The sequence below is a fragment of the Rhizobium sp. CCGE531 genome, assembly GCF_003627795.1.
In the GTDB taxonomy this organism is placed as follows: domain Bacteria; phylum Pseudomonadota; class Alphaproteobacteria; order Rhizobiales; family Rhizobiaceae; genus Rhizobium.
In genome coordinates this window covers 3358430-3377267 of the sequence record NZ_CP032684.1, presented here as the reverse complement: position 1 = coordinate 3377267, position 18838 = coordinate 3358430, and the positions used below count along the sequence as shown (strand labels likewise).

Annotated in this window: 19 protein-coding genes and 2 tRNA genes; 15 read left to right on the top strand and 6 right to left on the bottom strand. The window is 58.9% G+C overall.

Annotated elements, in window-relative coordinates:
* The first annotated feature begins 119 nt into the window (after window positions 1–119).
* Window positions 120–710 (top strand): SLATT domain-containing protein, encoded by a 591-nt coding sequence (locus tag CCGE531_RS16475; protein WP_348633013.1) that lies wholly within the window; start codon window positions 120–122, stop codon window positions 708–710.
* The gene (locus CCGE531_RS16470) at window positions 711–2033 is read left to right on the top strand and encodes a reverse transcriptase domain-containing protein (protein WP_120665149.1); all 1323 of its coding nucleotides are present in this window, start codon (window positions 711–713) and stop codon (window positions 2031–2033) included. It begins immediately after the preceding gene.
* Window positions 2034–2147: 114 nt separating this feature from the next.
* Here the strand turns inward: CCGE531_RS16470 and CCGE531_RS16465 are convergent.
* Window positions 2148–2222 (bottom strand) — tRNA-Thr (locus CCGE531_RS16465).
* A 155-nt stretch (window positions 2223–2377) separates the two neighbouring features.
* Here CCGE531_RS16465 and CCGE531_RS16460 point away from each other — a divergent pair.
* From CCGE531_RS16460 to CCGE531_RS16410, 10 genes are all read left to right on the top strand, one after another.
* A complete protein-coding gene (locus CCGE531_RS16460; RefSeq protein ID WP_245458874.1) occupies window positions 2378–2662 on the top strand; it encodes a hypothetical protein in 285 nt (94 codons plus the stop codon).
* 176 nt (window positions 2663–2838) lie between these two features.
* Window positions 2839–4131, top strand: a complete 1293-nt coding sequence (murA, locus tag CCGE531_RS16455) for a UDP-N-acetylglucosamine 1-carboxyvinyltransferase (RefSeq protein WP_120665148.1) — start codon at window positions 2839–2841, stop codon at window positions 4129–4131.
* A gap of 197 nt (window positions 4132–4328) precedes the next feature.
* Complete coding sequence (locus CCGE531_RS16450) at window positions 4329–4772, top strand: DUF2948 family protein (RefSeq protein ID WP_120665147.1); 444 nt, start codon at window positions 4329–4331, stop codon at window positions 4770–4772.
* A 58-nt stretch (window positions 4773–4830) separates the two neighbouring features.
* The gene (gene hisD, locus CCGE531_RS16445) at window positions 4831–6129 is read left to right on the top strand and encodes a histidinol dehydrogenase (protein ID WP_120665146.1); all 1299 of its coding nucleotides are present in this window, start codon (window positions 4831–4833) and stop codon (window positions 6127–6129) included.
* A gap of 3 nt (window positions 6130–6132) precedes the next feature.
* Window positions 6133–6606, top strand: a complete 474-nt coding sequence (locus tag CCGE531_RS16440; RefSeq protein ID WP_120665145.1) for a UPF0262 family protein — start codon at window positions 6133–6135, stop codon at window positions 6604–6606.
* A gap of 5 nt (window positions 6607–6611) precedes the next feature.
* Entirely contained in the window at window positions 6612–7079 is a 468-nt protein-coding gene (locus CCGE531_RS16435; protein WP_120665144.1) for a low molecular weight phosphatase family protein, read from the top strand.
* Window positions 7080–7221: 142 nt separating this feature from the next.
* A complete protein-coding gene (infA, locus tag CCGE531_RS16430) occupies window positions 7222–7440 on the top strand; it encodes a translation initiation factor IF-1 (protein WP_004117876.1) in 219 nt (72 codons plus the stop codon).
* A 90-nt stretch (window positions 7441–7530) separates the two neighbouring features.
* A complete protein-coding gene (locus CCGE531_RS16425; protein WP_120665143.1) occupies window positions 7531–8151 on the top strand; it encodes a Maf-like protein in 621 nt (206 codons plus the stop codon).
* Window positions 8152–8156: 5 nt separating this feature from the next.
* On the top strand, window positions 8157–8372 hold the full coding sequence (gene yacG, locus CCGE531_RS16420; RefSeq protein ID WP_120665142.1) for a DNA gyrase inhibitor YacG: 216 nt from the start codon (window positions 8157–8159) through the stop codon (window positions 8370–8372).
* A gap of 196 nt (window positions 8373–8568) precedes the next feature.
* Window positions 8569–8644 (top strand) — tRNA-Phe (locus CCGE531_RS16410).
* Window positions 8645–8669: 25 nt separating this feature from the next.
* On the opposite strand, the gene CCGE531_RS16405 is transcribed toward CCGE531_RS16410, so the two are convergent.
* Window positions 8670–9002, bottom strand: coding sequence for a heavy metal-binding domain-containing protein (locus CCGE531_RS16405; RefSeq protein WP_120665140.1), 333 nt, complete (start codon window positions 9000–9002; stop codon window positions 8670–8672).
* Window positions 9003–9590: 588 nt separating this feature from the next.
* Between CCGE531_RS16405 and CCGE531_RS16395 the strand changes: the two genes are divergently transcribed.
* From CCGE531_RS16395 to CCGE531_RS16385, 3 genes are read left to right on the top strand one after another with little or no spacing between them, the layout of a single operon-like run.
* The gene (locus CCGE531_RS16395; RefSeq protein WP_120665138.1) at window positions 9591–11537 is read left to right on the top strand and encodes a PrkA family serine protein kinase; all 1947 of its coding nucleotides are present in this window, start codon (window positions 9591–9593) and stop codon (window positions 11535–11537) included.
* An 18-nt stretch (window positions 11538–11555) separates the two neighbouring features.
* Window positions 11556–12824, top strand: coding sequence for a YeaH/YhbH family protein (locus tag CCGE531_RS16390; RefSeq protein WP_120665137.1), 1269 nt, complete (start codon window positions 11556–11558; stop codon window positions 12822–12824).
* On the top strand, window positions 12824–14374 hold the full coding sequence (locus CCGE531_RS16385) for a SpoVR family protein (protein ID WP_120665136.1): 1551 nt from the start codon (window positions 12824–12826) through the stop codon (window positions 14372–14374). Before CCGE531_RS16390 ends, CCGE531_RS16385 begins: the two co-directional genes overlap by 1 nt.
* Window positions 14375–14386: 12 nt before the next feature.
* On the opposite strand, the gene CCGE531_RS16380 is transcribed toward CCGE531_RS16385, so the two are convergent.
* The 4 genes from CCGE531_RS16380 to CCGE531_RS16360 all read right to left on the bottom strand — a co-directional run bounded on the left by CCGE531_RS16380 (window position 14387) and on the right by CCGE531_RS16360 (window position 18772).
* On the bottom strand, window positions 14387–15838 hold the full coding sequence (locus CCGE531_RS16380) for a DHA2 family efflux MFS transporter permease subunit (RefSeq protein ID WP_120665135.1): 1452 nt from the start codon (window positions 15836–15838) through the stop codon (window positions 14387–14389).
* 196 nt (window positions 15839–16034) lie between these two features.
* Window positions 16035–16907 carry a DUF6030 family protein gene (locus CCGE531_RS16370; protein WP_120665133.1) on the bottom strand — a complete coding sequence of 291 codons (873 nt, stop codon included), beginning with the start codon at window positions 16905–16907 and terminating at the stop codon, window positions 16035–16037.
* A 238-nt stretch (window positions 16908–17145) separates the two neighbouring features.
* Window positions 17146–17856 (bottom strand): copper homeostasis protein CutC, encoded by a 711-nt coding sequence (locus CCGE531_RS16365; protein WP_120665132.1) that lies wholly within the window; start codon window positions 17854–17856, stop codon window positions 17146–17148.
* Window positions 17846–18772: an ROK family protein gene (locus CCGE531_RS16360; RefSeq protein ID WP_120665131.1), complete on the bottom strand. Its 927-nt coding sequence runs from the start codon at window positions 18770–18772 to the stop codon at window positions 17846–17848. Before CCGE531_RS16360 ends, CCGE531_RS16365 begins: the two co-directional genes overlap by 11 nt.
* Between the last annotated feature and the right edge of the window lie 66 nt (window positions 18773–18838).

The window sequence follows — 18838 nt, the reverse complement described above, 5'->3', positions numbered from 1 at the left end:
CGTATGTGGGTTATGGTTATTAAGAGAGGTTCGCCTGAGCTTATGCTGCATTCGTTGTACGAGTGCTTAGTCGCTATGAGTGTTTGCGTCCGGACCACCCTCGGAATTTTCGGTTTATTATGATGGAAGCATCCACGATTGATAACATCAACGACCGTATCTGGATAACCTCTAGGGTCCGGATGATTGCTGAGAGCAAGGCGTTGAGAAATCAAAGATTTAGTTACGTATCCGTAACTTATTACTCGCTATTTACTGTGATTTTATCAGTATTCTCCACCTATTATACGAAATCGTATCCGCTGCTTGAGCAGATTAATCTTTCATCTTCTGTTGTCGTACTGGTCGCCTCTCTAGTTGCGGGAGGTTTCCGATTCGAGGCAAGTGCGTCATTTTATCGGGAATGTTACCTGAAACTTCAAAGGCTTCATGCAGAAGATCTACCGCTGTTGGATAAATCCAGGCAATACGATGAAATACTATGGGATTACCCGAACCATTCTAAAAATGATTACTATGATTTTCTTGTCAGTCAAATCTGGTTCGAAGGAAATAAGCTTAAAAATGGCGATCGCGAACTAAATTATACATATTACATGTGGTTTTCGTATTTATATAGGCGCATTCTGTATTATGGGATGCTAACGGCTCTCTTTCTTGTCCCATTGTTGTTTCTCTTCGCTCCTTTACTTTGCTCATGGGCTAAATAAATGAAAGCGAAGGACGTCTTTGAGCAAGAGTTCGCATTTGAACGATTGATGGCGATTTTTGAAGATCGCATCTCGGAGACTTCCACGGTAGGAAAAGACGGTGTTCATCCTTCTGTCTTCGCTGAGTCATTGGATAGTGAGATAGGTCGGATAGCGGAGAAAGTCAGAAACGACACTTACCATTTTACGGCGTTTAAACAGAAGCTAATCTTAAAAGGCCCCCGCAAGCCTCCTCGCGAAATCTCCATAGCGACCGTCCGAGACCGGCTCACGCTACGGGCTCTCACTAATGCCCTGATGTCAATCTTTGGAGACGCACGTGTTCCTCCGGCACATTATATCGTCGAGGAAATTTCTGATTTCATTCGGCCGTTAAACGATGACTATTCATTTATCCAAATAGACATCAAAGATTTTTATCCGAGTGTTGTGCATGATGAGCTGATGTATCGGCTGAGAACGCGAATACGCTACAAGCCATTTCTCAATCTTATCCTCAAGGCGGTTCAGACACCCACTGGCGATGTTGATCAAGGCGATCGTAACCCTATCGGAATCCCACAGGGCCTCAGTGTCTCAAATATTCTCTCTTCGATTTATATGATCCGTTTTGACGCGGCGGCTCAATCTAGGTTTACTTATTTCAGATATGTCGATGACATTATTATTGTTTGCAGAGCGTTGGAGGCTAAGCGTAATTTCCGCCTAATTAGTCGGCGGCTGGAGCGAATAGGTCTTCACTGCCACCAACTGACCGACAATAGTAAGACCAAGATAGTTCCGCTCTCGAAGGGGGTGGACTACTTAGGCTATCATCTCACGCCATCGCTAATATCTGTTCGGAAAAGCTCTTATCGTAGGATGATCGAAAATATCATGAATGTGATAACGAGCGCAAAATACAATGCGAACCAGGCGAAGATATTGATGAGACTGAATTTGAAGATCACGGGCTGCATCTTCAATGGCAAGCGAATGGGCTGGATGTTCTTTTTCTCTATGACTGAAGACATCAAGCAGCTTCAGAGGCTTGATGTTTTCGTCTCTCGGGCGTGGCGGCGGCTGGGTATGGAACAATATGGGCACCCGAAGCGGTTCGTGAAGGCCTATCACGAGATCAAGTTTAATTTCACTGATTCACGGTATATTCCTCATTTTGACGATTATACGATGGATCAAAAAATGGAACTTATCTCTGTTATGCTTGTGAGAGACTTGGCTGAGATTGCTACTTGGGCACCGGATCGAATCAACAGGCAGTTCTTGCGATTAATTAGAAAGGAAGTGGCGGAGCTTGAAAAGGATATTACACCGCTCAGTTAAGCATTCAGGCTGCGCAGTTGGAGTTGTTTACTGCAATTTTCCTCGACCATCCGCTGCAGAAAGCCGATCAAAAAATTTTGAGCTTGAAAATTGGGATTTCCCCAAAAGAAAAACTGGTGCTGCTAGAGAGATTTGAACTCTCGGCCTCTCCCTTACCAAGGGAGTGCTCTACCCCTGAGCTATAGCAGCAATCCGTGGCGCGGTGTGGTGCGCCGTATTGGGCGAGGCGGCTATTGCCATAGGTCGGGGCGGAGTGCAAGCCGCAAATTGCAAGTTCGGCGAAAGATCGTTGGAAAAAATGTGTCGGTCTTTTGACGCTTAAGGTTTTCCGCTATGAGGAAGACATGGGTGCGGACAAGACGAAAATCGATGATGGGCAGGCTTTGCGGGGCGGTTCGGCGCCCAGTGAGGTCAGCGACGAGGCGGCTGAGCCCGTGGGCGGCAAGCAGATCACGGAAGCGGATCGGCGGCGGGAGCGTGCGGCGCAGAAGCTGCGGGAGAATCTGTCGCGTCGCAAGCAGCAGGTCAGGGCGCGGCGCGCCGGGCAGGCCGACGAGACGGATGGGCTGCCGGCGGCAAAGGCTGGGGATAGCGGCGATGCCGCCGCAAAAAGGGACGAATCGCAATGATTGATGTCGTCCATCATCAAACGAATTGAAGCCTTAATCTATTTCGTCTATAGAGCGCGTTTTACCAAGTGCCCGAAACTTTACCAAGTGCCCGAAGCTTGGCGCCTGGAACTTGCCGGCTGACACTCGGCGCAACGGAACTATCAGGAAAGGCGGGCCTTGCCCGTATTGCATATATGGATCGTATCAGGATTGTCGGCGGCAACGAGCTCAACGGTATCATTCCGATCTCCGGCGCCAAGAATGCCGCCCTGCCGCTGATGATCGCCTCGCTTCTGACCAGCGATACCCTGACGCTCGAAAACGTGCCGCATCTGGCCGATGTCGAGCTTCTGATGCGCATCCTCGGCAATCACGGCGTCGATGTCGCCGTCAACGGCCGGCGCGAGCGCCAGGAAGACGGCTATTCCCGCACGATCCATTTCACCTGCCGCACCATCGCCGATACAACGGCACCTTACGAGCTGGTCGCCAAGATGCGCGCGAGCTTCTGGGTCATAGGGCCTCTGCTCGCCCGCGAGGGACAGGCGCGCGTCTCGCTGCCGGGCGGCTGCGCCATCGGCACGCGTCCGGTCGATCTCTTCATCGAAGGACTTGAGGCGCTCGGCGCCACCATGGAAATCGACGCCGGCTATATCAATGCCACGGCGCCGAAGGGCGGCCTCATCGGCGCGCGCTACGTCTTCCCGAAGGTTTCCGTCGGCGCGACGCATGTGATGATGATGGCAGCCACGCTTGCGCGCGGCACGACCGTCATCGGCAATGCGGCCCGCGAGCCTGAAGTCGTCGATCTCGCCAATTGCCTGATCGCCATGGGCGCCAAGATTTCCGGCGCCGGCACCAGCACCATCACCATCGAGGGCGTCACCTCGCTCTCCGGCGCCCGCCATCGCGTGCTGCCCGACCGTATCGAGACCGGCACCTATGCCATGGCCGTTGCCATGGCCGGCGGCGACGTCACGCTCGAAAATACCGATATGGCGCTGCTCGACATCGCGCTTGAAAGCCTGCGCCGCGCCGGGGCCGTGATTTCGCCGACCAATAACGGCATCCGCGTCATGCGCAATGGCGGCGGCATCAAGCCGGTCGACGTCGTCACCGACCCGTTCCCGGGCTTCCCGACCGACCTGCAGGCGCAGTTCATGGCGCTGATGACCCGCTCTGGCGGCGTTTCGCATATCACCGAGACCATCTTCGAAAACCGCTTCATGCATGTGCAGGAGCTTGCCCGCCTCGGCGCCAAGATTTCGCTTTCCGGCCAGACCGCCCGCATCGAGGGCGTCGAGAAGCTGAAGGGCGCGCCCGTGATGGCGACCGACCTTCGCGCTTCCGTCTCGCTCGTCATCGCCGGCCTTGCCGCCGAAGGCGAGACGCTGGTGTCGCGCATCTATCACCTCGATCGCGGCTTCGAGCGGCTGGAAGACAAGCTGACGCGCTGCGGCGCGGTGGTCGAGCGCATCAGCGACTGAGTCCTATCTCTGTCGCAAAACCGCGACACAGTCTTGCGCGATATGCCTCAATTCCATCTGATGGCGCGAAGAGAGCGGGCAGACCCGCTTTCTTCGGTTGCGTCTTTTGCGCCCGCATCCTATGTCCACAGTGGAGAAACGCCGGCAATGAAGTTTTGCCGGGGCGTTTGACTGGCGCGATCGGGGATAAAGGACGAATGAGCGATCTCAAGCTAATGGCACTCGACAACGAAGATCTGGGCGTCATCTCTGCCTACATGCAGGACAGCGTCTTCAAGGTCGGCGACATGTCCTATGCGCCGAAGCAAGAGCAGTTTTCGCTCGCGGCCAACCGCTTCGGCTGGGAGCAATCGGATCAGCGCAGCAAGCCTTACGAACGCCATCGTTCCGCGCTGGTGTTCAAGCGCGTGCAGGCGGTGCGCTCCAGCGGCGTCGACCAGCGCAACCGCGACGAGGTGCTGTCGCTGCTCGCCATCCGTTTCGACCAGAGGGGCGAGGGGCCTGACGGCACGATCGAGCTGACCCTTGCCGGCAAGGCCACGATTGCGCTCGACGTCGAATGCATCGAGGCGCAGCTCGCGGATATCGGCGGCGCGTGGGAAACGGCGCATAAGCCCCGGCATCCGGATGCGGGCGTATAGGCTTGTAACGGTTGGATAAGGCCGCCGAAAGCGGTCTCGATGGAAGGGAATATCAGCGTTGGCTATCTGGCTGGATCAGGCGTCGGAAGGGTTCGAGCAGCAGTTCGCCGCTTTCCTGACGACTAAGCGGGAAGTGTCCGAGGATGTGAATGTCGTGGTGCGCGGCATCATCGATGATGTGCGGGCGCGCGGCGACGCGGCCCTTGCGGACTATTCCAAGAAATTCGAGGGCATCGATTTCGCCACGACGCCGATGCGCGTCGGCGAAGCCGAGATCGACGCGGCCGTTGCCGCCGTTCCGGCCGAGGTCCTGGGCGCACTGAAGGTTGCCGCCACCCGCATCGAATCGCATCATCGCCGGCAGCTGCCGAAGGACGATATCTATGAGGACGATCTCGGCGTCGGCTTGGGATCGCGCTGGACGGCGATCGAAGCTGTCGGCCTCTATGTGCCCGGCGGCACGGCGAGCTATCCGAGCTCGGTGCTGATGAATGCCGTGCCGGCCAAGGTCGCCGGCGTCGATCGCGTCGTCATCGCCGTGCCGACCAAGGATGGCGTCGTCAATCCGGCGGTGCTTGCCGCCGCCCGCATGGCCGGTGTCGAGGAAATCTACCGCATCGGCGGCGCGCAGGCGATCGCAGCCCTTGCCTATGGCACGGAGACGATCGAGCCGGTCTATAAGATCACCGGCCCCGGCAATGCCTATGTGGCGGCCGCCAAGCGCCAGGTGTTCGGCACCGTCGGCATCGATATGATCGCCGGCCCCTCGGAGGTGCTCGTCATCGCCGACAAGAACAACGATCCGGATTGGATCGCCGCCGATCTGCTGGCGCAGGCCGAGCATGACGAAAGCGCGCAATCGATCCTCATTACCGACGATGCCGAATTCGGCAGGGCCGTGGAAGCAGCCGTCGAGCGGCAGCTCAAGCGGCTCAGCCGCTCGCAGACGGCGGCGGCGAGCTGGCGGGATTTCGGCGCGGTCATCCTGGTCTCCGATCTGAAGCAGGCCATTCCGCTTGCCAACCGCATCGCGGCGGAACATCTGGAACTCGCGGTCGACGACCCCGAGCCGCTGCTTGCCGGTGTGCGCAATGCCGGCGCGATCTTCGTCGGCCGTCATACGCCCGAGGTGATCGGCGATTATGTCGGCGGTTCGAACCATGTGCTGCCGACGGCGCGGTCCGCGCGCTTCTCTTCCGGGCTTTCGGTGCTCGATTTCGTCAAGCGCACCTCGATCCTCCGGCTTGGGCCGGAGCAGCTTCGCGCACTCGGGCCGGCGGCGATCGCGCTTGCCGATTCCGAGGGGCTGGATGCACATGCGCGATCGGTCGCGATCCGCCTCAATCTCGAGGGGTAAGGCATGGCCAAGGGCGTCTTCCGGCTGAGCGATGTGGTCCTCGACGACACGATCGGCCGCTCGACGCCCGATGTCGAGCATGAGCGCGCCGTCGCCATTTTCGACCTGATCGAGGAAAACAGCTTCGAGCCGATCGGTCATCAGGGCGGGCCGTATCTCTTGAACCTGTCGCTGGTCGACCAGAAGCTGGTCTTCGACATCCGCATGGAAGATGGCGGCGTTGTCGCCACCCATATCCTGTCGCTGACGCCGTTTCGCCGGATCGTGAAGGATTACTTCATGATCTGCGAGAGCTATTACGAGGCGATCCGCTCCGCCACCCCCAGCCGCATCGAGGCGATCGACATGGGCCGGCGCGGCATCCACAACGAAGGCTCGCAGACGCTGATGGACCGGCTGAACGGCAAGATCACCGTGGATTTCGACACGGCGCGCCGGCTGTTCACGCTCGTCTGCGTGCTCTACTGGCGCGGGTGACTGATATGGAGGAGCGGCAGGCGATCGAGCATATCGGCAAATCCCCCGGCGCCATCCTCTTCATGTGCGGCTTGAATGCCATTCGTTCCCCCATGGCCGAAGCGATCGCCCGGCAGATGCTGCCGCAGGGCACCTATATCGCCTCGGCGGGGGTACGGGCCGGCGAGCGCAATCCCTTTGTCGATGTTGTGCTTTCCGAGATGGGGCTTTCGCTCGGCCGGCGGCAGCCGCAGACCTTGGAGGAGCTGGAGGATGATTTCTTCGATATCATCATCACCTTGTCTCCCGAGGCGCATCATGCCGCGCTGGAATTGACGCGGGCCAATGCGATCGACGTCATCTATTGGCCGACGATGGACCCCTCTGCAACCGACGGAACGCGCGATCAGGTTCTGGATGCCTATCGCGCGGTGCGGGACTATCTTCTAGGCCTCATCGAGAGCAGGCTTGTGGAACATCGCGGTTCGCTTTAGAGCCGCGGATGAAACAAATGCAGAAACCCTTATCAACGTGGTTCACAAAACCGCGGCGATTGTGTAGTTTCCGCGCAAATTTCCGGCGACCCAGCCTTTTTACCATGGGCGCCGGCCCCAACCGACAGGAAAAGAAGCTTTAATGCCGAAAGAAGAAGTCCTCGAATTTCCCGGTGTCGTTACCGAACTCCTGCCGAACGCGACCTTTCGCGTGAAGTTGGAAAACGAACACGAGATCATCGCCCATACCGCGGGCCGCATGCGCAAGAACCGCATCCGCGTTCTGGCCGGCGACAAGGTGCTGGTGGAAATGACCCCTTACGACCTGACCAAGGGCCGCATCACCTACCGTTTCAAATAGTCCGCCGCTCGCTGGAGCCGGATGCCCCGACACTTTTTGGCATCATGCTCCGGAGCCGGCTCTCATCCCCGCATGACAGGTCGAGATCTGATGGCGTTGAAACATAAGTTGATACTGGCGTCCGGATCGCCGCGTCGCGTCGAGCTCCTGCACCAGTCAGGCATCGAGCCCGCGCGTCTCATGCCCATGGACATCGACGAGACGCCGAAGAAGTCGGAGCATCCGCGCTCGCTGGCGCGGCGGCTTTCGACCGAGAAGGGCGAGGCGGCGCATGCCGCGATCAAGAGCGACGCCGCCTGGCAGGGTAGCTATATTCTCTCGGCCGATACGGTTGTCGCCGTCGGACGGCGCATGCTGCCCAAGGCGGAATTCGTCGATGAAGCGTCCGCGGCGCTGCATCTGCTCTCCGGACGCGGCCACATCGTCTATACCGGCATCTGCCTGATCACGCCGGACCGCAAGCTGCGCCAGAAGGTTATCGAAACCAAGGTGCGCTTCAAGCGGCTCTCAAGCCGCGACATCGAAATGTATCTCGCCTCCGGACAATGGCGGGGCAAGGCCGGAGCCTATGGCATTCAGGGACTTGCCGGTTCCTTCGTGCAGAAATTGATCGGTTCCTACACCAATGTCGTCGGATTGCCGCTTTATGAAACCATGCTGCTGCTCGCAGGCGAGGGGTTCGACGTCCACGCCGGATGGCAGGAAGGATAGCGATCATGACAAAGGGTGAGGATATCAAGGTGGGCTCGAAGGTCGAGCCGCTGCGCAAGACGCGCCCCTGTCCGGAATGCGGCCGCCAGTCGGTGCGCGAACACTATCCCTTCTGCTCGGATCGCTGCCGTTCCGTCGATCTTTCGCGCTGGCTCAACGGCTCCTATGCCATCCCCGTGGCCGAAGACGAGACGAAGACCGACGGTTCCGATCAAGACTGAGTGCGGCTTTCCAACGTCGTTCGCGCTTACGAACCCCTTCATTTTGTTCGCGAATTGCCAAAATTCGATTTCCTGTCAAAAAAGAGTCATTTGCTGCTGGACATGGCCGAACAAGATGCTATAACCCCGCTCGCTTCCGGGGCGAACCAACCGCCCGGCGCCCCTCAAGGCTCTTTCTTCGACGCGAAGCACGGATGCCCAGATAGCTCAGTTGGTAGAGCAGCGGATTGAAAATCCGCGTGTCGCTGGTTCGATTCCGGCTCTGGGCACCATTCATTCCCTTGATATGAATGATTTCTACATCGGTGCCAGCTTAACTGCCGTGCCGGTTGCCGCAACGAACAGAATGCCTCCGCCGCTGTGCGTCGAGAGCTGATCATAATCAAGATCGATCGCTATTACTGCATCGGCTCCTGCCGCGGCTGCTTTGCGTCTCAACTCTGCGAGACATTCCAAGCGGGCGTCTTCCAATGCCTTTTGTGAGGAGTTCGAGCGCCCGCCAATGAAATCTCTGCAATTGTTGGCAATGTCTCTGAAGACATTCAACCCCAGGGCAACTTCGGTTGCTACAATCGATACGACTCGTTCAATTTTGCGATTGGGAACATCGATGGATGTCGTAAGAACAATGTCTGAGGTAGTTGAGTTTAGGCTGCTTTCCCTAGCGTTCTGCGCGCCTGGCTGTGGCCGTCCGTTAGTTGGTGGCCCCCTAGCTGAACTTGGTTGTCTGGCTTCTGCTCACCGCCTTCATTGCATAAGACCATTCCGTGAGACCGCTAATAGCTGAGTGTATGATGACCCCGATTATCAATATTGATTAGCACCTTGCAACCATACGTCGGTCTCCCGAGGGGGTAAATTACTTTTCGCTCCAGACATCATCTTTTCTCCTAAATCATATGGACAATGAAGCGCGACGCTGGCTTCGACCAATTCCTCGTTCAGATCGGGTTTTCGGATGAATGCCCGACGAGCTGCTTGGTCATTGAAGTGAAGATTTTTGCGTGCAGTGTTTTGATCGCAACAATCTTATGGTTGTGTTTCATTAATTCGGTGCATGATCCCATCAAGATATTGATGACATTCGGAATCAAGCGTACGAATTATTGACAGATCACCTATTGATTCGAAGCGAGTCATACCGCACCTTAGATACAGCGGGATGAAGTGATCTCGTAAAAGCCGGCGTTTATTGCAATAGCAAGCTACCGAGGCGCCATGTTAAACAACGATGTTCTGTTCAACACATTCGCCCGTTCTTTCGAAGCACGGCGCGAAGTCGAGATGTCATTTTCGGAATACCTGGAAGCGTGCCGGGATGATCCGCTCATGTACGCAAATGCGGCAGAGCGGCTGCTGGCAGCCATGGGTGATCCGCTGCTGATCGATACGGCCAAGGACACCAGGCTTGGGCGTATCTTCATGAACCGGACCATCCGGACTTATCCGGCTTTCTCTGGCTTTTTCGGCATGGAAGAGACGATCGAACGCATCGTCGCCTTCTTCCGCCATGCGGCTCAAGGCTTGGAAGAACGCAAGCAGATTCTCTATCTGCTCGGGCCTGTCGGCGGCGGCAAATCCTCGCTCGCCGAGCGGCTGAAGTCGCTGATGGAGGTGCATCCCGTCTATGTGCTGAAGGCCGGCAATGATCTGAGCCCGGTCTTCGAAAGCCCGCTCAGCCTGTTCGATCCCGTCACCATGGGGGGGATGATCGAGGAACGCTATGGCATTCCGCGCCGGCGCTTGACTGGGCTCATGAGCCCCTGGTGCCTCAAGCGCCTCGAGGAATTCGAGGGCGATATTTCCCGCTTCAAGGTGGTTCGGATACAGCCTTCGCGGCTGCGGCAGATCGCCGTCGCCAAGACTGAGCCGGGTGACGAGAACAACCAGGATATCTCCTCGCTGGTCGGCAAGGTGGATATCCGCAAGCTCGAAAGCCTGGCGCAGAACGACCCCGACGCCTACAGCTATTCCGGTGCACTGAACCGCGCCAACCAGGGCATTCTCGAATTCGTCGAGATGTTCAAGGCGCCGATCAAGATGCTGCATCCGCTGCTGACGGCAACGCAGGAAGGCAACTATATCGGCACCGAAAACATCGGCGCGATACCCTTCTCCGGCATCATCCTCGCTCACTCTAACGAGTCGGAGTGGCAGACCTTCAAGGCCAACAAGAACAACGAGGCCTTCATCGATCGCATCTGCGTCGTGAAAGTGCCTTATTGCCTGCGGGTCACCGAAGAGCAGAAGATTTACGAGAAGCTGATCGAGGAATCCGAACTCAGCGACGCTCCCTGCGCGCCGTCAACATTGGAGACGCTCGCCCGCTTCACGGTTTTGACGCGGCTTTCCAAGCACGAGAACTCGACGGCCTTCTCCAAGCTTCGGGTCTATGACGGCGAAAGCCTGAAGGAGACCGATCCGAGAGCGCGCAGCGTGCAGGAATATCGCGATTCCGCCGGTGTCGACGAAGGTATGGACGGGGCTTCCACCCGTTTTGCCTTCAAGGTGCTGGCGGCGACCTTCAACTATGACACGACCGAGGTCGGCGCCGATCCGGTGCATCTGATGTACATGCTGGAACAGGCAATCCGCCGGGAACAGCTGCCGCTTGAAACCGAGAAGCTTTATATCGAGTTTATCAAGAGCGAACTCGGACCACGCTATGCGGAGTTCATCGGCAACGAGATCCAGAAGGCCTATCTGGAATCCTATGCGGATTACGGCCAGAACCTCTTCGATCGCTATGTCGACTATGCCGACGCCTGGATCGAGGATGTCGACTTCAAGGATCCAGATACGGGCCAGCTTCTCGACCGCGAGCTTCTGAACCAGGAACTCACCAAGATCGAAAAGCCGGCGGGTATCGCCAACCCGAAGGATTTCCGCAACGAGGTCGTCAAGTTCTGCCTGCGGGCACGAGCGGGCCATGGCGGCAAGAACCCGTCCTGGACCAGCTACGAGAAGATCCGGGAAGTCATCGAAAAGCGGATGTTCTCCCAGGTCGAGGATCTTTTGCCTGTTATCTCGTTCGGGTCCAAGAAGGACGGCGAGTCGGAGAAGAAACATGGCGAATTCGTCGAGCGCATGGTTGCGCGGGGCTATACGGAGCGCCAGGTTCGGCGGCTTGTGGAATGGTACATGCGTGTGAAACAGGCGGGATGAGCCACCAAGGAAGAAGGAATGCACATTGTTGACAGACGCCTGAACCCAGGCGGTAAAAGTCTGGAAAATCGTCAACGGTTTTTGCGTAGAGCAAAAGCGCTGGTGCAAAGAGCGGTCTATGAAGCCTCTCAAAATCGCGACATTCAGGACATTCTGAAAGGTGGCGAAATCAGCATTCCCCTGGATGGAACCGAGGAGCCTCGGTTCCATCGTGGCCCGGAGGGCCTCAAGGAGCATATTCTTCCCGGCAACAAGGACTTCGTCGAAGGCGATATCCTTCCCCGTCCGGAAAGCGGCGGTGGCAGGCCGCGCGCCGGCGGTGACGGCACCGGCGAGGATGCCTTCCGCTTCATCCTGACGCGGGATGAATTTCTCGATCTCTTCCTCGACGACCTCGAACTTCCGGATCTCGCCAAGCGGCGCCTGATGTCGGCGGACCAGATCAACCCGGTGCGAGCAGGCTATTCGGTGACGGGATCGCCCGCCAATCTTGCCATCAACCGCACGATGCGGCTTGCGATGATGCGCCGTGTTGCGCTGCATCGGCCGAAGCCGGAAACAGTCGAAAAACTCATCGAAGAGGCTGAGGAATGCGAGGACGAGAAGCGCCGCGCGCAGCTCGAAGCCGAAATCAAGAAGCTGGAATCGAAGGTCCGCCGCATCCCCTATATCGATCCGATCGACATCCGCTATCGCCGTTTCGAGAACGAGCCGAAGCCGGTGGCGCAGGCCGTCATGTTCTGCCTGATGGACGTATCCGGCTCGATGACCGAGCACATGAAGGATCTCGCCAAGCGCTTCTACATGCTGCTCTATATTTTCCTGACAAGGCAGTACCGCCGTGTCGAAATCGTGTTCATCCGCCATACAGATGTCGCTGAAGAGGTGGACGAGGAGACCTTCTTCCGCAGCCCGGCGACGGGCGGCACGCAGGTTTCGAGCGCTCTCGAAGCCATGCGGCGGATCGTGCGTGATCGTTTCCCGGCCTCGGACTGGAACATCTACGCGGCGCAGGCGTCGGACGGCGACAATGCCTATTCCGACAATGCGACGACGGCGGCGCTGATGACGAGCGAGATCCTGCCCGTGTGCCAATATTTTGCTTATCTGGAAGTGGGCGAATCGCGCAGCGTCGCGATCTCCTCCGGCTCGGCGATCTGGTCGCTCTACGAGCGGATGCAGGCGGGATGGCCGGTGCTTTCCATGCGGCGTGTCAGCGATCGCAGCCAGATCTACCCGGTCTTCCACGATCTCTTCCAGCGCCGGACGGCGGAAACAAGGGGCTGATGATGGCAGAGACATCGATGGAGCGGCTTTTCGAGGGTGCGGACTGGGATTTCGCCACCATCCAGCGGATCCACAATGCCTGCGAGAGGATCGCCATCAACGAGCTTGGTCTCGACGTCTATCCCAATCAGATCGAGATCATCACCGCCGAGCAGATGCTCGACGTCTATTCCTCGATCGGCATGCCGCTGTTCTACAAGCACTGGTCCTTCGGCAAGCACTTCGCCCATCACGAGGCCTTCTATCGCAAGGGCCTGCGCGGGCTCGCCTATGAGATCGTCATCAACAGTTCCCCCTGCATTTCCTATCTGATGGAGGAGAACACGGCGACGATGCAGGCGCTTGTCATCGCGCATGCCGCTTTCGGCCACAACCACTTCTTCAAGAACAACTATCTCTTCAAGCTCTGGACCGATGCCGAAGGCATTCTCGACTACCTCAATTTCGCCAAGAGCTATATCGCGCGCTGCGAGGAGCGCTACGGCCACGCCGCGGTCGAGCGCACGCTGGATGCCGCGCATGCGCTGATGTCGCATGGTGTCCATCGCTATGCCGGCAAGAAGACGCCGGACCTGCGCGACGAGGAAAAGCGCGAGCGCGAGCGGCGCGAATATGACGAGAAGATTTTCAACGATCTCTGGCGCACGGTTCCGGCCGGGTCGGGCAAGAAGACCCATGATCTCGATCTGGAGCGGCGGCGTTCGCTGGCGGGCCTGCCGCAGGAGAATATCCTCTATTTTCTCGAAAAGATGGCGCCGCGCCTGAAGCCCTGGCAGCGCGAGATCATCCGCATCGTGCGGCATGTCGCCCAATATTTCTATCCGCAAAGCCAGACCAAGGTGATGAACGAGGGCACGGCGACCTATGTGCACTACCGCATCATGACGCGGCTACACGAGCTTGGCGGCATCAGCGACGGCGATTTCCTGGAGTTCCTGAAATCGCATACCAATGTGGTTTTCCAGCCGACCTTCAACGATCAGCGCTATTCCGGCCTCAACCCTTACGCGATCGGCTTTGCCATGATGCAGGATATCGAGCGCATCGTGACGAAGCCGAAGGAAGAGGATCGTCAGTGGTTCCCCGAGATTGCCGGCACCGGCGATGCCATGGCGGTGCTGCGGGATCTCTGGGCGAACTATCGCGACGAGAGCTTCGTGGCGCAGTTCCTGAGCCCGCACCTGATGCGCAAGATGCGCATGTTCCAGCTGACCGACGATCCGGAAGAGGAAGAGGGGCTAAGGGTTGCCGCCATTCACGACGAGCGCGGCTATCGTCGCATCCGGCGGGAACTGTCGCGACAATATGATGTCGGCTGGATCGATCCGCATATCGAGATCGTCGATGTCGATCTTGCAGGCGACAGACGGCTTCTGGTCAGGCATACGGTTTTGAACGGCGCATTGCTTGACGATATGGACGCCAAGCGCGTGCTGCAGCACCTCGCCGATCTGTGGAGTTACGACGTGCTGATGCAGGAAGTCGACCGCTCGGGCGCGGTGCTTCGCGATCATCTCGTTCATCCCCGCGCCTCGGCGCTTGCAGCGTAAAAGTCCAAATCGCTATGACTGTTTTTTTGGCCGACGCTGATGGCCGCTCACCTGTGCGCCGTCTTCCGGCTGCAGCTTGAGGAAGCCGGGTATGCCGAGAAGGGGAATGACTGCCATCAACAGGAATGCCGTGTGGAATTTCTCCGGCGTCAGCGGCGATCCGTCCAAAGTCACAAGACCGAGCAGCATGGCGGCGATGGAAATGCCGAAGCTAACGCTCAGTTGCTGCAGGACGCCGCCGAGGCTGGTCGCGCGACTGAGCTGGGCGGCCGGCGTGTCGGAATAGGACAGGGTGTTGGAGGTCATGAACTGCGCCGCCCGAGCCAGCCCGAAGATGAAGACGTAGATGATGATGAACCAGTGCGGCGTGTCGGGCGTGATCAGCGCGAAGCCGGCAACGGCGGCGGCACCAAACATGGCGCTCCAGGTCAGGATGCGATCGAAGCCATAGAGCTTCAGCAGCCTTGCCGAAACCGGCCGCACGGCGAGGGCGCTGAGAGCGCTGACGAAGGTCAGCGTGCCGGAGACGATCGGGCTCAGACCGAAGCCGACCTGCAGCATCAGCGGCAGCAGGAAGGGCGCGCCGTTCAGCCCGACGCGACAGATGCCGCCAGCGAGCGTGCCGATGCGGAATGTGCGCAGCTTGAACAAGGTGAGATCCACGGCTGGCGATTGCGCCGTTCTCGCATAGCGGATGAAGCCGACCAGCAAGAGGCCGGCGGCAGCGAGAACGAGGAAGATGCCCCAGACCGGAATGGCTGGACGACCGATATTCTCAATACCGTATTGCAACAGCACGCAGCCGAGGCCGACCATGACGAAGCCGGGAAAATCGAACTTGATCGTCTCGTCGCGGTCCGTGTCCTCGACGTAGCGCAGCGCCATGACCATGCCGATCAGGCCGAAGGGCAGGTTCACCCAGAAGATCCAGCGCCAGGAAAGATAGGTCGTCAGGAAGCCGCCGAGCACGGGGCCGATCACCGGCCCGATGACAGCGGGCAGGGTCATATAGGTCATGGCAGTCACCAGCTGGCTGCGCGGGAAGCTGCGGATGAGGATGAGACGCCCGACCGGCGTCATCATCGCGCCGCCGAAGCCCTGAAGCGCGCGGGTGGCGATCAGCATCGGCAGACTGGTCGCCAAGCCGCACAGGATCGAGCCGAGCGTGAAAATGAAGAGCGAGAGCACGAAGATGCGGCGCGCGCCGAAGCGATCGGCAAACCAGCCGCTCACCGGGATAAACATGGCGAGCGTCAGGATATAGGTCGTGACGGCCAGGTTCATGCGCACCGGCGTCGTACCGAGGCTCTTGGCGATGTCGGGGACGGCGGTGATGAGGATGGTCGAGTCGAGCTGTTCCATCAGGAAGGCGACGGCAACCACGGCGGGAATGATGTAGCGCAGGCTGGGGTTTCGTTCGACCGCGAAAGTCTGGCTCTGCGGATTGGGATCTGTCGAATCCATGGAATGTAATGGCTTTCCAACGTCCGGCTGGGGACCGGCGCGTTTGACGATTTGCATGGATCCCTTCGGAAACCGCCTCGTGCTCTCGGGAAACATGGTGCTGCCGGCCGGTGATCCGCCAGCCATCGGAATCGTCACCCATATGAGCACCATCCATGGCGCGGTGCAACAAAAACCGGGTCGTCGGAACGTGTAGTTAGGGAGAGGGAAGGGTCCAGCGCGCCTTGTCGAAAACAATGGCGGTTCGGATCTGCTCCGGCGCCGTTCTGCGCAATTCCAGCTGAAGGTTGAAATTGTTGTTGCTCTGGAATTCCTTGAAAAAGGCGAGCTTGGCGCCGAAGGCCTGCAGCGTCACATCCTGAAGCGTGCCGATCGCATTCAGCGACACCTGGAAATCCAGCCAATGGGTCTCGTTCAGCAGCAGGACGACAGTGTCGATGAAGGTGCTGGCGATGGCCTTGCCATCGTCATTGTCGGGCATGATCACCTTGATACGGATGGTCTCGAGTTCGCCGGTCGGCTTGCCACGCGCGATGATGAAGAAAGAAGCCGCGTTCGCCTTGCCGTAGACGCCCTTCTGGACGGCATAGCTGCATTCCGATGTGCCGCCGCCCAATTCGCTTTGCCGCCATTCGCCTACGGGCAGGCCGAACTTTTCGAGATCGGCGCAAAGCGTCTGACCCGATATCCGCCAGTTGCGCACGAAGGCACTCAGCAAGGCGTCGACGGGAGCGTCCAGCAGATGGGATCTCCTTGCCGAAGATTTATCGCCAGTCGGCTTTATGCGATCGTGCCTCGGCGCTCCGGTTGCTGCCACCGGCACATGTTCGGCTGGAGTGTTTGCCGTGGCGACGCGCGCCGGCTGCTGCGCTTGGGCTGATATCGGCGGCAAAGGTGCGGCCTGCTGTTCCGGTTGGGGAAATAGGTTGAGATGATAGCGGCTGTCCAGCGCCCTGAGGTTACGCATGTCGTTGGCAAGGAGCGCGGTCGCAAGGATGATCGAGCCGATGACGATCGTCGCAATCCAGAAGACAGCCCTGCTTTTCTTGCGAGGTGGCACCACCGACATGGTTCAGATCACAGCTGCTCCCGAGGAACCCTATCTTGCTGCAGTGACTGTATGTTGTGCAGCTTGTTCATGGCTACAGCATATGCGTTTATGAACGATTGATCATTCTAATGTTTCTTTGTCAATTCATGACCTTGCTTAAAAGGCGTGGGTCATCCGCCCGTTGCGTCTCGTGCTTCGGGCTTTGGTTTTCGTATCTCGCTGTCGGCAAACGCTGCACGCCTTCGGGAGCAGTCCTTCAGGCGAAATACGCCTTGAGTGCGTTGACGGTTGCGGCATCCGTGCGGCGTACCGACGGCGTCGAGAAGCCAAGCGCGATGACGCGTTCATCCGTTTCGGTGACCGCTGCGGAGCAGGAGGCATGGATCTCGCTGATCTGCAGGCGCGGCCACAGCCGGCCGATGGTTGCGAGCGTGACGCCGGAGCCGGGCATGATGGAGATCCGGCCGGCGGCCGCGGCAATCGCCTGTTCGAGCACGGCGACGCCCTCCGCGGCGGTCTTTGCGCCGCCCGACGTCAGGATGCGCTCGAAACCGAGCTTGACGGCCATTTCCACGGCCTTAGCGACATCAGGGACAAGATCGAAGGCGCGATGCAGCGTCGTGCCGAGACCTTCCGCATGGGCGGCGAGGCTGGCAAGCGCGTCAAAATCCAATTGCCCGTCCGGTAGGGAGGCTCCGAGCACGACGCCCCGCAGCCCCGCATTGCGGGCCGCGTCGATGTCGCGCTTCATGACGTCGAGCTCATCAGCCGAACAGACGAAGCTGCCGGCGCGCGGGCGAATAATGGCGTAGACGGGAACGGGCATCTTCGCGGCCTCTGCCATCAGCCCGGCGCTTGGCGTCAAGCCGCCGACAGCGAGCGCGCTGCAAAGCTCGATGCGGTCGCCGCCGCCCTCGATGGCGGCTTTCAGGCCGGAAATATCCTCGACGCAGACCTCAAGCAGCATGATCGCGCTCTCCGGCATATTGCAGGCCAAGCAAGGCGGCGCCGATGAGGCCCGGTTCCAGCTTGCACTCACTGGGGACGACGAGCGGCCGGCCGAACTTGCGCAGGATGCGGGCGCGCACCGCTTCATCCAGCCGCGCCAGCAGCGGTTCGACATTGGAAAGACCGCCGCCGACCGGAACGATGGTCGCGCCTGTTATGTTGACCGTCAAAGCGAGCGGCGAGGCGACCAGATCGACCATGACATCGATCGTGCGTTCCGCGCGCTCGTCGCCCTTCAGCCATTGGTCGATGATTTCTTCGCTCGAGAGTTCCAGGCCGTGAAGCGTCTTGTGCAGGCGCTCGATACCGCGGGCGCCGCCGACCGTATCGACGCAGCCCTTCTGGCCGCAGCCGCAGGGATAGGCGGGGATGGCCACCGGCGGATTGCCGGCGGAGGATGCGATGATCGGACCGTGGCCCCATTCCCCGGCAAAGCCGCCGGCGGCGTTGACCAGCCGGCCGTCGGCCACCAGTCCGCCGCCGACACCGGTGCCGAGAATGGCGCCGAAGACGATGCGATGGCCGCGGCCGGCGCCGGACATGGCCTCGGCCATGGCGAAGCAATCGGCATCATTGGCGATCAGCACGGGATAGCCGAGTTCCGCTTCCAGATCGGCGGCGAGGTGCCGGGCGTGAATGCAGGGAATATTGGCGCAGGTCAGCGCCTGCGTATCGGGATCGACCACGCCGGCAATGGAGAAGGAGAGGCAATCCGGCTTTTCGCCTGCTTCCGCGATGACATCGCGCAGGACTGCGACGAATTCGGCAAAATCATGCTTGGGCGTGGGGCGCCGTGCCAGCGGCACGATATCCGTCATGGAACGGGCGATGCCGCCTTTGATGGCGCTGCCGCCGATGTCGAAGGAAACGATCATGAATATCGACCCGCTGGAAACATGCGGCCTTGCTTGCACTCTTTGCCGATCTTTGCAAGATCAATC